The sequence below is a fragment of the Agrobacterium sp. DKPNP3 genome, from assembly GCF_052686535.1.
This window is the reverse complement of record NZ_JBQYSN010000001.1, coordinates 110,813-124,754: the sequence shown is the minus strand read 5'-3', so window position 1 is coordinate 124,754 and position 13,942 is coordinate 110,813. Positions and strand designations below refer to the sequence as shown.

Here is a 13,942-nt window from a genome sequence, read left to right as displayed (position 1 = left end):
TTTTTCATGCGTTGTTTTCGTTGATCAGGCGCTTCAGCAGCTCGACCTCATGGCCGAGCTTGGTGTCGCCAGAGATCAGTTCCTCGATCTTGCGCACGGCATGCAGAACCGTGGTGTGATCGCGACCTCCGAACCGGCGACCAATCTCCGGGAAGGAACGCGGCGTCAGCATCTTGGCGAGATACATGGCGATCTGGCGCGGTTTGACGATGACGCGGGTGCGACGGTTGGACACCAGCTCCTGCCGTGACACATTATAGTGCTTGGCGACGATGCGCTGGATATCCTCGATACGGACACGCTTGGCTTCACCCGTTCCGACGAGATGCGACAGCAGCTCATCGACACGGTCGACCGAGAGGTTCGGCTCGAAAGAGCGACGGAACATCAGCTGGTTGAAGGCGCCCTCCAGCTCGCGACCGCTTGCCGTCACGCTTTTCGCCACATGGGTCAGGATCTCATCCGAAATCTCGAAGGACGGATCGTCCTGACGGGCCGAGCCGAGACGGCGGTTCAGCATCTCGTAGCGCATGTCGTAGTCAGGACCTTCGATTTCGATGGCCATACCACCCTGAAGGCGGGAACGGACACGCGGATCGAGCGATTCCAGCTCCCATGGCGCACGATCAGCTGCGACCACGACCTGCTTGGCGCTGTCGAGCAGCATGTTGAGCAGATGGCAGAATTCGTGCTGGATCATCTTGCCCTGCAGGAACTGCATGTCATCGATGACGAGCAGGTCGATGTTACGCAGCGTGTCCTTCAGCGTCAGCGCATCATTGTCGCGGATTGCGGTCGCAAACCGCCACATGAAGTATTCCGCCGTCAGATAGACCACGCGCGGATTGCGCGGGCTGTCTATCGCCGCATTGGCAATCGCCTGCAGAAGATGTGTCTTGCCGAGGCCAACACCCGCGTGAATGAACAGCGGATTGAAGCGCACGGCACCCGCACCGGCTTCGGCGATCGTCTTTGCCGCCGCAAGTGCGACGCGGTTGGACGAGCCTTCGACAAAGGTATCAAAGGTGAAGCGTGTGTCGAGCGGCGAACCGAACAACGGCCCTGACCCGCCCTGGCGCATGGTAGACTGCACTGCGGCAGGCTGCGCCACGGGGGCCGCGGCCGGCTGCGACGGAATAAAGGACTTGTTACGTGGCGCTGCACCGGCATCCGCAGCGGGCTGCGCCTTGTCATCGATCTGGGACGGGCGCACCGGGCGGCTGGCCGAGCGGACCAGAATCTCCACCTTCAGCACATCCGGGTCCTCGCTTTGAACGAGGTTCGTGATCAGATCCATATAACGGTTGTTGATCCAGGACTTCAAAAAAGTCGTCGGAACTGTAAAACGGACGACGCTTTTCGAAACGGAATGGAGTTTGAGCCGTGCGAACCAGCTTGCATAGACCTCCGGGCCGACCTGTGCCTTGAGCCGCGCGCTGAAACGTTCAAATAGCGCATCGTGCGTCACAGCCGATTTGTCCCCTGCCGCGTCTGAGCAAGCTGCATCACATGCCTTTGGTGCGCGGTCCCCATCAGCCACCGCACCCATCGCCAAATTCAATTGCATATTGCCGCCTTTCAAATTGCCAATCATAGCCTGACGATCAAAGATCGATCGTCAGGGATCCCCCTCGTTTATTTATGCCCCCAGTGTCCCCCTCGAAAGAACACCAGAGCTCTTACCCGTTTGCGAGTCGGTTATCCCTTTTTCCTCCCCCTCATAGAGAGGCATGCGACACGCTAAAAAACGCTCCTTTCGCTACAACCTTAAGGCGCATTCTTGAAGACAAAAGAACCCATCCCGTTCCGAGACCGAAACGGCACAAAAAGCTCCATGACTTGAAAAAACGGACCCCGAAGGAACCGCCAGCAAGAAGGTGAATATCGCCGATGACGATCATCGAGATAATCTGTGGACTGAGATCCGCACCCCTTGTTGAAATGCATTTAGGCAGGATCGTGGGTAGAGATCAATGGCGTTTTTTCTGCAAAAACGGAGAACGGCCATTGACTCGCAAAGGTCGTTTTGCATCACCGAAGGGGTGCTAAGCAGAATCGCTTATGAATCAATGAGATTCAATTTTGGCGATTTCCAAGAGCCGTTTTTACCGAAAAAATAAAAATCTTCTTGACTCAAATCTCGATGCGACTTCCGTAGAGAAAGCCTGCCATCCCCGAGAAGACCTCCGATAACATATTGATTTTGCTTTTATTTTCCTGTCGTCTGTTTGACACGCGTTTGTCACGTTACGACGGCAATGGTTAACGGCCAGTTAGAATCACAAAAAGCCCGGTCAAAAGACCAGGCTTTCTGAATAGTTAATTGTGATTAGCCGGATTAGGCCGAAAGAGCCTTAACGCGCTGGGCGAGACGCGACACCTTGCGGGATGCGGTGTTGCCGTGCAGGACGCCGCGGGTGGCTGCGCGCTGGATCTCTGGCTGGGCAGCCTTCAGAGCTTCGGTAGCGACAGCGAGATCACCGGTAGCGATTGCTTCCTCGACCTTGCGAATGAAGCCGCGAACGCGCGAACGGCGAGCCTTGTTGACTGCGGTACGGCGAGCGATCTTGCGGGTCGCCTTTTTCGCCGAAGTTGTATTGGCCATGTATGCCTCTCTTCGAATTCAAACCAAATTCCGCAACCATAGGATCGGGTCGTTCGAAGACCTCAGGTAACCCAAGAATGCGGGAGTAATTTCAGACAAGCCGGATGGCTTTCCTTAACCGTGGGCGGGCATATACCGCTAAAGCTTACGCCCGTCAACGCGCAAAACGCTTAAAAGCGCCGATATTCCGAATCCTTAGCGATTCCGAAAAGCGGGTTTGCGCTTTTCGACGAAGGCCGCCATGCCCTCCTTTTGATCCGCCGTGGCAAACAGCGACTGGAAGGAGCGCCTTTCAAATCTCAGGCCCTCCGACAGCGGCACCTCGAAGGAGCGATTGACGCTTTCCTTGGCCATGAGCACGGAGACGCGTGACAGCGAGGCGATGCGCGTTGCAGCCTCCATGGCCTCATCCATCAGGCTTGCAGCGGGCACGACGCGAGAGACGAGACCGGCGCGTTCGGCTTCAGCCGCATCCATCATGCGTCCGGTCAGAACCAGATCCATGGCCTTTGCCTTCCCGACCGCCCGCGTCAGCCGCTGTGAGCCCCCCATGCCCGGGATAACGCCGAGGGTGATCTCCGGTTGGCCGAACTTTGCGGTCTCGGAGGCGATGATGAAATCGCACATCATTGCCAGTTCACAGCCGCCTCCTAGCGCAAAGCCCGAGACTGCAGCGATCACCGGCTTGCGGGTCGCGGCCACCTCGTCCCAGCCGCCGAGGAAATCGCCGACATAGGCGTCGACGAAATCCAGCCCCTGCATTTCCTTGATATCAGCGCCAGCGGCAAAGGCCTTTTCGGAGCCGGTAATAATGATCGCTCCGATGGAATCATCGTTCGAAAATGAAGACAGAATGTGCCGCAGTTCTTTCAGAAGCGCTGAATTGAGGGCGTTGAGGGCCTTCGGACGATTGAGGGTGATGACACCCACCTCGTCGCGTTTCTCAACCAATATCGTTTCATAATCCACGGCAATCTCCCCTTTTCCGTACTCCAACATTGTCACTTCTGGCAGGCGGCACAATAGAATGTCGAACGGCCGGCCTGGACGATCCTTTCGACCGTACCCCCGCATCCGGGTGTCCGGCAAGGCTGACCTTCCTGATCGTAGACCGAAAAGGAATGCTGGAAATAACCGAGCGTGCCGTCCGTCTGTATGTGGTCGCGCAATGATGAGCCCCCGGCGGCGATGGCATCGGCGATGACATCGCGAATTTTCTCCGTCAAATCGACGAGTTGTGCTTTGGGCTTGCCAGCTTTCGTCACCAGCGTTCCTGCCGCCCGCAGTGGCGACAGATGCGCACGCCAAAGCGCCTCGCACACATAGATATTGCCAAGGCCGGCAATAACCTTCTGGTCCAGCAGCCTGCTTTTCAGCGGTTGGCTTTTACCGTCGAACCGGCTTGCGAGATAATCGGCGCTCAGCGAATTGCCTGTTGGCTCCGGGCCAAGGTCCGCAAAGGCGGGATAAAGATCGAGCTTGTTGCGCTCCACCAGATGCATGAAGCCGAAGCGACGCGGATCATTATAGATGACGGAGACACGCTCAACTCCCCGGTCGAGATGAAAGACGACGTGGTCATGCTTGCCGTCCTTCGAGCGGGGATGGTGGAATACGCCGGGTACGCTGCCTTCTGCATCGGCCTCCGCTTCCACGCGGAAAGAGCCGGACATGCCGAGATGGGACACGATCGTCAGCCCGTCCTCCAGCTCGATCAAAAGATATTTTGCCCGTCTTCCGAGCGAGACAATTGTCTTCCCCTCGATAAGCTCCGCGAAATCCTCTGGAAACGGAAACCGCAGGTCGGGGCGGCCGAGACGGAGCTTGCGAACCCTTGCCCCCTCCATGGCAGGAGCAAGGCCGCGTCTGACGGTTTCGACTTCTGGCAATTCTGGCATCTGGCTTATCCGGCAGTTTTTCGTTAGGACCATGTGGTCTATAAAGTGCACGCGAAATGTCGCGCCCAGGCGATGCGGCAACAGATAGCGTCGCCATGGCGTTTCCGCTATGGTCCGCCACGCAATAAATATGGAGACAGACGATGACCGACGCCCGTACCACTGCCCAAGGCGGCATGGAAACGTCCTATGGCTTCCACAAGGTGGACGAAGGCAAGAAGCAGGGGATGGTCAACGAGGTCTTCCACAAGGTGGCCAAGCGCTACGATATCATGAACGACGTGATGTCGGCCGGCCTGCACCGGCTGTGGAAGGACGCTATGGTCTCCTCGCTTTCGCCGCGCAAGGATCCCTCCTACAAGGTTCTGGACGTGGCTGGTGGTACAGGTGATATCGCCTTCCGGATCATCGAAGCTTCCAACCGTCTGGCGCATGCCACCGTTCTCGATATCAACGGCTCGATGCTTGCCGTTGGCGAAGAGCGCGCGGCTAAAAAGAAGCTTTCGGACAATCTGACATTCGTGGAGGCCAATGCCGAGGAGCTACCCTTTGAGGCGAACAGCTTCGACGCCTATACGATTGCCTTTGGCATTCGCAATGTGCCGCGCATCGACGTGGCGCTGAAGGAAGCGCATCGTGTGCTGAAGCGCGGCGGGCGGCTGCTGGTGCTGGAATTTTCCGAAGTCGAGATGCCGTTGCTTGACCGCGTTTACGACGCCTGGTCGTTCAACGCCATTCCGCAATTCGGCAAGATGATCACCGGCGACGCTGAACCGTATCAGTATCTGGTCGAATCGATCCGCAAATTTCCCAATCAGGAGGATTTCGCGACGATGATCCGCACCGCCGGCTTCTCCCGCGTCACCTATACCAATTACACCGGCGGCATCGCCGCCCTGCATTCCGGCTGGAAGCTCTAAGACCATGGCCGGCAAAGGCAGGAGACAAGCATAAGCATGAGCACTTTGGGCGCATATTTTCGCCTCGCAAGGGTTGGCTGGGTTCTCGTGCGCGAAGGCGTCGTGCTCGCCCTGCCGTCCGACGATCTGCCTGCGCCCGCGCAGGTATTGAAGGCGTTGCTGAAGCCCTTTGCCCGCAGCAAGGCAAAACAGGCGCAACGCAGCGACAGATTGGCTGTGGCGGTCGAGCGGCTGGGGCCTTCCTATGTGAAAATGGGCCAGTTTCTCGCCACCCGGCCGGATGTGGTCGGGGCAGAATTTGCCGACGATCTGGCAAGCCTTCAGGACCGCATGGCCTTTTTCCCGCCTTCGGCGGCGAAAGCCAATATTGAAGGTTCGCTCGGCCGTTCGGTGTCCGATCTCTACAGAGAATTCGGCGATCCTATCGCCGCCGCCTCCATTGCCCAGGTTCATCCGGCAATTGTGGATACACCGAAGGGACCGCGCAAAGTTGCCGTGAAGGTGATCCGTCCCGGCGTGCGGCAACGCTTCCAGAACGATCTCGAGGCGATGTATCTGATCGCCGACCTGCAACAGCGCTTTGTCCGTTCGGCCCGTCGGCTGCGACCGGTCGAAGTGACGCGCACGCTGGAGCAGACGACCAAGATCGAGATGGATCTGCGGCTTGAGGCCGCCGCCCTTTCCGAGCTTGCGGAAAACACCAGGCAAGACCCCGGTTTTCGTGTTCCCGAAGTCGACTGGGAACGCACCGGTCGTGACGTCGTCACCATGGAGTGGATCGACGGCGTCAAGATGTCGGATATCGAGGGCCTGAAGGCCGCCGGTCACGACCTGAACAAGCTTGCCGACACACTGATCCAGTCCTTCCTGCGGCACACCCTGCGCGACGGTTTTTTCCATGCCGACATGCATCCCGGCAATCTTTTCGTCGATCCGCAGGGCATGATAGTCGCCGTCGATATGGGCATTGCCGGACGGCTTGGCAAAAAGGAACGGCGTTTTCTCGCCGAAATCCTCTACGGCTTCATCACGCGCGATTACATGCGGGTGGCGGAAGTGCATTTCGAGGCCGGTTACGTGCCGGGCCATCACGACATAGCGAGTTTCGCACAGGCGATCCGCGCCATCGGCGAGCCTATTCACGGCCAACCGGCCGAGACGATATCCATGGGTAAGCTCCTGACCCTTCTCTTTGAAGTCACCGAGCTTTTCGACATGGAAACGCGCCCGGAACTCGTGATGCTGCAAAAGACCATGGTGGTGGTGGAAGGCGTCTCGCGCATGCTCAACCCACGCTTCAACATGTGGAAGGCGGCTGATCCTGTTGTCAGTGGCTGGATCAGGGACAATCTCGGCCCGAAACGCATCGTCACGGATCTGAAGGATGGCGTGAAGGCTGCCCTCAAGCTCGCCGAGGCAGCGCCGGAGATAGCCGCCAAAACGGAAAAGCTGCATTCCGAACTGATGTATATGAGCGAGAACGGCTTGCGTTTCGATGCCCAAACCGCAGAAGCCATCGGCGGGGCGGAAGCGCGCCATACCAGGTGGGGGCGGATAGCGCTGTGGGTTATTGCGCTGACGCTTCTTTATATTGCCATCAAAGTAAGCTGAACATCTCGGCACCTTCCCGTGCCATGTTTGTGTAACGTCTCGAGGTGATAAAGACCTGGCCTGTCATTCGGTCGGGCAGGTTGTGCGGGGTAAAGGGCTGCTTTGAAGCCGCGAGATTGCGCGGGTGTGAGAGACGGATGATGCCGTACGGGATTTTATTGTGATGGCAAAAGCGCAGATACTGAAACAGACCCTGTCCTATTCGTCCTGGCCACTCGTTTTTGGTGGCGGCCTCGTAGGGTCTTACTTCGCCTTCACGAGCAGCCATCCGATCGCAGCGTTTCTCAGTGTTTATGCATGTGCGGTCATCGCTCTCTTTCTTCTCGAGCGTTATATTCCCTACGAGGTCGAATGGCTCGAAGGGGATGGCGAGACGATGACCAGCATCGGCCATACGCTTCTGACCAAGGGGATCGTGCAACTTGCCGCAGCCGCATCTGCCATTTTCCCGATGCTGGCGGCAAACGTGCTGCAGCCGCTCGCGGCCATGCGCTTTGACCTGTGGCCATCGCATCTGCCAATGGTGGTGCAGGTCGCGCTTGCGGTGACGGTTGCCGAATTCGGCCTCTACTGGGCCCATCGCATCGCGCATGAAACTGTTTTTTTCTGGCGGTTCCATGCCCTGCACCACAGCGTCGTGCGTCTCTGGGTCGTCAATACGGGACGGTTCCATGTGGCCGATTCCCTGTTCAAGATCGCGCTCAGCCAGATACCGCTCTATTTCATGGGCGCACCGCTTCAGGTTTTCTGGTGGCTGGGTGCCGTGACCGCCTTCATCGGTATTTTGACCCATTGCAACGTCGATATGAAAACAGGGCTGCTCGATTACGTCTTCAGCACGCCGCGCCTGCACCGCTGGCACCATTCGAAACAACTTCCGGAAGGGAATACCAATTACGGCGAAAACCTCGTCATCTTCGACATCATCTTCGGCTCCTACCATAACCCCGACCGGCCCTCATCCACCGATATCGGCATCAAGGGTGAGATCGCGAAGGGTTTTGTGCCGCAGCTTGTGCAGCCGTTTACAAAGGATGGTGTGCGCCAGATCATCGGTAAAGATACAAAGATAAATTGATCCCGTTAGCGGGAGGGCGGGGTATCGATCACGATACCGAGTTCGGTTCGCACCTTCTTCGTCAAACCTGCAGCGACGAGTTCATAGGAGCGGCGCACATAGTGCTGCAACTCTTCCTCCTCGAGCGGCGAATGATCGCCGATCGACACCCATTTGCGTTTGGCGAAATAGGGTGCCTGCGCTATGCCCTCGAGCGAGGTCAGGATCTCGAAACTTTCCTCGGAGCATTTGACGACCAGCCGCCAATCCTCGCGCTCGCCCAGCACGGCAAAAACCTTGTCGCCGACTTTTGCGACATGGGAATCCCATTGGTCGACGAAACGCACGCCCGGCCATTCGCCGAGCAGCCTGTCAAATGTCTTGCGATTGAACAGGCTCATGCCAATTTCTCGGCGATCAGGGCCGCAAGACGTTTTGCGACTTCCGCTTTGTCGAGGTCCGGCCACGCCTCGACACCCTCGGCTGAAATAATCTTCACGCTGTTGCGGTCTCCACCCATGATGCCGGTTTGCGCCGAGACGTCATTGGCGACGATGTAATCCGCGCCCTTGCGTTCCAGCTTGGCGCGGCCATTTTTTTCAACGTCCTGCGTTTCGGCAGCGAAGCCCACCACAAGCTTCGGGCGGTTTACGTGATGGCCAACGGTTCTCAGAATATCGGGGTTTTCCGTCAGCTGGAGCGCTGGCGGCGCATCACCCGGCTGTTTCTTGATCTTTTGTTCTGATGAGCCCGCCACCCGCCAGTCGGCGACGGCGGCCACCATGACGGCAATATCCGCCGGCAGCCTTGAGATCACCGCGTCCCGCATTTCCTCCGCGCGCTCGACACGGATTACCGTCACGCCAGCGGGATCAGCAATGGTGACTGGACCGGAAACAAGCGTCACTTCCGCTCCGAGCTCTGCAAGAGCCGCTGCAATCGCATGGCCCTGCTTGCCCGATGAACGGTTGGCGATATAGCGCACCGGATCGATCGGCTCATGGGTCGGGCCGGAGGTTACGATTGCCGTTTTACCCTTCAGGGGCTTTGGCCCTCCATCCAGCAATGCGGCGACTGCTTCGACAATCTGCAAAGGCTCCGCCATCCGGCCAAGACCGGCCTCACCCTTCTCCGCCATCTCGCCGGCCATCGGCCCGATGAAAAACACGCCGTCTTTCTTCAGCGTATCGACATTGCGCGTTGTCGGTTTTGCCGACCACATTTTGGGGTTCATCGCTGGCGCAACCAGCACCTTGCGGTCGGTCGCGAGAAGAACCGCCGAGGCCAGATCGTCAGCCAAACCATGTGCCATCTTCGCCATCACATCGGCGGTGGCGGGCGCCACCAGCACGAGATCGCAATCGCGCGCCAGCCTGATATGGCCGACATCCTGCTCGTCCTGCCGTGAAAAAAGCTCTGTGAAAACATGGGTCGCAGACAATGCACCAACGGCGAGCGGCGTGACGAATTCCTGCGCGCCCTTCGTCATGACCGGCGTGACCCTGGCGCCGCGCTCTTTCAGGCGGCGGATGAGATCAAGGCTCTTATAGGCCGCGATGCCGCCGGAGATAATGAGAAGAATATGTTTGCCTGAAAGCGTCATGATGCCGGACCAGTTTCCCGTTTACGGGGAAACTAAGCCCTTGGCATACAAAGTGCAATCCGGCTGGTATCACGCCGCCTTGGCGACGTGATATTCCTTGATCGCGACCATCTTGATCGCGGGAAAACGCTCGGATTCATAACGCAGCGAAAAGGCATCCTGCGCCAGAAATACCGGATCGCCATCCAGATCGCGGGCGATATCGCCACGCTTGACGTTGAGGAACTTGTCCATTTCTGCCGGCTGATCGGACGAAATCCAGCGGCAGACCGAGAAGCGCGACATTTCAAAGGAAACCGGCAGGCCATATTCGCCCATCAGCCGTTCCTTCAACACATCAAGCTGCAGCGCACCGACGACGCCGACGATGGCCGGCGAACCGTCTTCCGGCGAAAAGAGCTGTACGACGCCCTCTTCCGCCATCTGCTGCAGGGCTTCCTTCAGTTTCTTCGCCTTCATCGCATCTTCGAGACGCACGCGGCGCAGGATTTCCGGCGAGAAGTTTGGAACACCTTGGAATACGAGGTTTTCACCCTCGGTCAGCGTATCGCCGATGCGGAGCGTGCCATGATTGGGAATGCCGACCACATCACCCGCAAAAGCGGTGTCAGCCAGCTGGCGCTGCGACGCAAAGAAGAATTGCGGCGCGGTGAGGCCCATCTGTTTGCCTGTGCGAGCAAGTCGAGCCTTCATGCCGCGCTCCAGCTTGCCGGAGCAGATGCGGGCGAAGGCGATGCGGTCACGATGGTTCGGGTCCATATTGGCCTGGATCTTGAAAACAAAAGCCGTCATTTTTTCTTCGGCCGCATGCACGGTGCGGGTATCCGCCACCTGATCGCGCGGCGGCGGCGCGAATTCCCCGAGCGCGTTGATGAGATCACGCACACCAAAATTGCGCAACGCCGAACCGAAGAAGACCGGCGTCATGTGGCCTTCAAGAAAGGCTTGACGGTCAAAGGGACGGCAGGCTTCCATCGCCAGTTCCGTTTCTTCGATGAAGGCATCGCGCTCATTTTCCGGAAGTCGATCCGCCACGGCCTGCGGCCCGTTGACCTTCATGGCCTCAACCTGCGTGTCGACACCGCGGAACGTGCTGTCCGCAAGATTATAGGCGCCGCAGAAGGTTTTGGCACGCCCCACCGGCCAGGTGATGGGCGCCGTATCGAGCGCAAGCTTCTCTTCCACCTCATCCAGAATCTCGAAGGGGTCGCGGCTTTCGCGGTCCATCTTGTTGATGAAGGTGATGATCGGAATGTCGCGCATGCGGCAGACTTCGAACAGCTTCAGCGTGCGCGGCTCGATACCCTTGGCCGCGTCGATGACCATGATCGCCGCATCCACGGCCGTCAGCGTGCGATAGGTGTCGTCAGCGAAGTCTTCGTGGCCGGGCGTATCGAGAATGTTGAAGACGCGATCGTTATATTCGAAGGTCATGACCGAGGTGACGACAGAAATGCCGCGCTCGCGCTCGATCTTCATCCAGTCCGAACGGGTCTGGATGCGATCCTTCTTCGCCTTCACTTCACCCGCGAGCTGGATCGCTCCGCCGAACAGCAGCAGCTTTTCGGTAAGCGTCGTCTTACCCGCGTCCGGGTGCGCGATAATAGCAAAGGTGCGGCGGCGGGAGACCGCCTCGGCAAGTGTTTCGGCCATCTGACAAATCCTGTGGAATTGCGGGGTATCTAGCGTTTCAGGGCCGCATTTGCAATTGACCTTGCCGCGATCTGCGCAAACTAATGCCGCATGACCGTTCAAAACGACAATCTCCCCCCTCTGCGCCTTGTGCGCCTCGCCCATGGCGCAGATCTCGAATTGCCATCCTATGAAACCCGCGGCGCCGCGGGCATGGATCTGCGCGCGGCCGTGCCATCCGGCGAAACGCTGACCCTGCAGCCAGGCGAGCGGACGCTGGTGCCGACTGGATTTATCTTCGAGGTTCCGCAGGGGTACGAGGCACAGATCCGCCCCCGCTCCGGCCTCGCCATCAAGAACGGCATCACCTGCCTCAATTCCCCCGGCACGGTGGACAGCGATTATCGCGGCGAAGTAAAGGTCATCCTCGCCAATCTCGGTCAGGACGCTTTCGTCATAGAACGGGGCATGCGCATTGCGCAGATGGTGATCGCGCCGGTGACGCAGGTTACCGTTCTTGAGGTGACGGAAACCTCTGAAACGGCGCGGGGTTCAGGTGGTTTCGGCTCGACAGGGGTCTAGAATATTTGCGGTAATCACGGGACCACCGCAAATGCTCTATCCTTCTGTTTTACCGCATTGTCCGACGCCGAAGCGAAGCCGCTTTGGCTGGAAATGCTCCACTCCGTAGGCACATGCGATCCGATTGTCTTGGCGTCGAATTTTCGCTATTGATCTGGCGGAGTTTCGAGGAACGATCATGACGTTGACGACCATTCTTGCTTATGCCACCGCCCTTTTCATTGCGGCTGCCATCCCCGGCCCCGGCATGACGGCGATCGTGGCCCGGGCGCTGGGCTCCGGTTTCCGCGAGACTTTCTTCATGGGCCTTGGGCTCATACTCGGCGACATGATCTACCTGACCGCTGTGATCCTGGGCCTAGCTTTTGTCGCGCAAACCTTTCAGGAAGCTTTCATGATCCTGAAATTCGCGGGCGCGGCCTACCTCCTCTACATCGCCTGGAAACTCTGGACGGCGGGCCTCCTGCCACAGGACCTGAAGGCCAAGAAAAGCACGAGCATGCCGATGTCCTTTCTGTCCGGCCTGCTGATCACCCTCGGCAACCCGAAAACCATGCTGTTTTACGTGGCGCTGGTGCCGACGCTGATCGATATCCGCATGATCGGGCCTTCCGAATATGCTTCGCTCCTCGCCATCACCTTCGTTGTCTTGATGGCTGTCCTCCTGCCGTACATCCTGCTTGCGGCCAAGGCGCGTAACCTTCTGAAAAAGCCGAGCGCCCTGACGATCCTCAACCGCACGGCGGCGGGCATTCTGGCGGGAACCGCGACCATGATCGCAATCCGCAGCACGTAAAATAATTTCGTGCAATTGCACTATTTATCACGAAATTTTTCCGGCAAGCCGTCTATATAAGGACGAACGTTCGCTAGCCTGAAAGAGCGATTGCTCCTATTCTGCCGCTCGAACCTTGCGGTCACCGCCGCGTGGCCTTCATACAGGAGAGCATCATGACCGAAGCCAGAAAGCCCGGACGCGGACGCGTCTATTCCTCGATTACGGAAACGATCGGCGATACGCCGATCGTGCGGCTCGATAAGCTGGCCAAGGAGAAGGGCGTGAAGGCCAACCTTCTGGCCAAGCTCGAATTTTTCAATCCGATTGCTTCCGTCAAGGACCGCATTGGCGTGGCGATGATCGAAACCCTGGAAGCACAGGGCAAGATCGCACCCGGCAAAACAACGCTGGTCGAGCCGACCTCAGGCAATACAGGGATTGCGCTAGCCTTCGCCGCAGCGGCGAAGGGGTACAAGCTGATCCTGACCATGCCGGAGACCATGTCGGTTGAGCGCCGGAAGATGCTGGCGCTGCTGGGCGCCGAACTGGTTCTGACCGAAGGCCCGAAGGGCATGAAGGGCGCAATCGCCAAGGCGCAGGAACTGGCGGAAACGCTGCCCGACGCCATCATTCCTCAGCAATTCGAAAACCCTGCCAATCCCGAGATTCACCGCAAGACGACAGCAGAAGAGATATGGAACGACACTGACGGCGCGGTTGATATTTTCGTTTCCGGCATCGGTACTGGCGGCACCATTACCGGCACCGGCCAGGTGCTGAAAGCCCGCAAGCCCGAGCTCAAGGTTATAGCAGTCGAGCCTGCTGACAGCCCGGTTCTCTCGGGCGGCAATCCCGGCCCGCACAAGATTCAGGGCATCGGGGCCGGTTTTGCGCCCGCCATTCTCGACACCGGCATTTACGACGAGATCGTCACCGTGACCAATGACGATGCTTTCGAAATTGCACGTCTTGTCGCGCGGATTGAAGGCGTTCCCGTCGGCATTTCATCGGGTGCGGCACTGGCGGCGGCCATCAAGGTCGGCACGCGGGAAGAAAATGCCGGCAAGAATATCGTCGTCATCGTTCCTTCTTTTGCGGAACGCTACCTTTCTACCGCACTTTTCGAGGGCCTGGGGCTTTAAACTTCGCTTTCGATTGGGCTTTGATGGCTCCCAGTGATCCGATAAATCCAATGTGCCGCCTACGCCCTGGCGGCACATCTGTTTTGCGGTTCCAACACCGTTCTGAGGCCGGGA

General features: G+C 58.3%; 13 protein-coding genes. 6 read left to right on the top strand and 7 right to left on the bottom strand.

Going from position 1 to position 13,942, the window contains the following annotated elements:
- Positions 1–4 precede the first annotated feature (4 nt).
- The 4 genes from dnaA to mutM form a co-directional block, all read right to left on the bottom strand.
- Positions 5–1,468 (bottom strand): chromosomal replication initiator protein DnaA, encoded by a 1,464-nt coding sequence (gene dnaA, locus ACUTJJ_RS00660; protein ID WP_445540974.1) that lies wholly within the window; start codon positions 1,466–1,468, stop codon positions 5–7.
- An 870-nt stretch (positions 1,469–2,338) separates the two neighbouring features.
- Positions 2,339–2,605 carry a 30S ribosomal protein S20 gene (gene rpsT / locus ACUTJJ_RS00655; RefSeq protein ID WP_006310170.1) on the bottom strand — a complete coding sequence of 89 codons (267 nt, stop codon included), beginning with the start codon at positions 2,603–2,605 and terminating at the stop codon, positions 2,339–2,341.
- Between the two features lie 195 nt (positions 2,606–2,800).
- Complete coding sequence (locus ACUTJJ_RS00650) at positions 2,801–3,574, bottom strand: enoyl-CoA hydratase (protein ID WP_445540973.1); 774 nt, start codon at positions 3,572–3,574, stop codon at positions 2,801–2,803.
- Between the two features lie 32 nt (positions 3,575–3,606).
- Entirely contained in the window at positions 3,607–4,503 is an 897-nt protein-coding gene (gene mutM, locus ACUTJJ_RS00645) for a bifunctional DNA-formamidopyrimidine glycosylase/DNA-(apurinic or apyrimidinic site) lyase (protein WP_445540972.1), read from the bottom strand.
- A 143-nt stretch (positions 4,504–4,646) separates the two neighbouring features.
- Between mutM and ubiE the strand changes: the two genes are divergently transcribed.
- The 3 genes from ubiE (at position 4,647) to ACUTJJ_RS00630 (ending at position 8,112) form a co-directional block, all read left to right on the top strand.
- Positions 4,647–5,423 (top strand): bifunctional demethylmenaquinone methyltransferase/2-methoxy-6-polyprenyl-1,4-benzoquinol methylase UbiE, encoded by a 777-nt coding sequence (gene ubiE / locus ACUTJJ_RS00640; RefSeq protein WP_445540971.1) that lies wholly within the window; start codon positions 4,647–4,649, stop codon positions 5,421–5,423.
- Between the two features lie 36 nt (positions 5,424–5,459).
- On the top strand, positions 5,460–7,034 hold the full coding sequence (ubiB, locus tag ACUTJJ_RS00635) for a 2-polyprenylphenol 6-hydroxylase (RefSeq protein WP_445540970.1): 1,575 nt from the start codon (positions 5,460–5,462) through the stop codon (positions 7,032–7,034).
- Between the two features lie 163 nt (positions 7,035–7,197).
- Positions 7,198–8,112 (top strand): sterol desaturase family protein, encoded by a 915-nt coding sequence (locus ACUTJJ_RS00630; protein ID WP_445540969.1) that lies wholly within the window; start codon positions 7,198–7,200, stop codon positions 8,110–8,112.
- Between the two features lie 5 nt (positions 8,113–8,117).
- Here ACUTJJ_RS00630 and ACUTJJ_RS00625 read toward each other — a convergent pair whose 3' ends face one another.
- From ACUTJJ_RS00625 to ACUTJJ_RS00615, 3 genes are all read right to left on the bottom strand, one after another.
- On the bottom strand, positions 8,118–8,492 hold the full coding sequence (locus ACUTJJ_RS00625) for an MmcQ/YjbR family DNA-binding protein (protein ID WP_445540968.1): 375 nt from the start codon (positions 8,490–8,492) through the stop codon (positions 8,118–8,120).
- Positions 8,489–9,694: a bifunctional phosphopantothenoylcysteine decarboxylase/phosphopantothenate--cysteine ligase CoaBC gene (gene coaBC / locus ACUTJJ_RS00620; protein WP_296065887.1), complete on the bottom strand. Its 1,206-nt coding sequence runs from the start codon at positions 9,692–9,694 to the stop codon at positions 8,489–8,491. Before coaBC ends, ACUTJJ_RS00625 begins: the two co-directional genes overlap by 4 nt.
- A gap of 69 nt (positions 9,695–9,763) precedes the next feature.
- On the bottom strand, positions 9,764–11,347 hold the full coding sequence (locus ACUTJJ_RS00615; RefSeq protein ID WP_063949514.1) for a peptide chain release factor 3: 1,584 nt from the start codon (positions 11,345–11,347) through the stop codon (positions 9,764–9,766).
- Positions 11,348–11,437: 90 nt separating this feature from the next.
- On the opposite strand from ACUTJJ_RS00615, the gene dut reads away from it, so the two are divergent.
- From dut to cysK, 3 genes are all read left to right on the top strand, one after another.
- On the top strand, positions 11,438–11,908 hold the full coding sequence (gene dut / locus ACUTJJ_RS00610; protein ID WP_209085862.1) for a dUTP diphosphatase: 471 nt from the start codon (positions 11,438–11,440) through the stop codon (positions 11,906–11,908).
- A gap of 178 nt (positions 11,909–12,086) precedes the next feature.
- Entirely contained in the window at positions 12,087–12,704 is a 618-nt protein-coding gene (locus tag ACUTJJ_RS00605; protein WP_144576100.1) for a LysE family translocator, read from the top strand.
- Positions 12,705–12,859: 155 nt separating this feature from the next.
- Positions 12,860–13,828, top strand: coding sequence for a cysteine synthase A (gene cysK, locus ACUTJJ_RS00600; protein ID WP_063949511.1), 969 nt, complete (start codon positions 12,860–12,862; stop codon positions 13,826–13,828).
- Positions 13,829–13,942 lie beyond the last annotated feature (114 nt).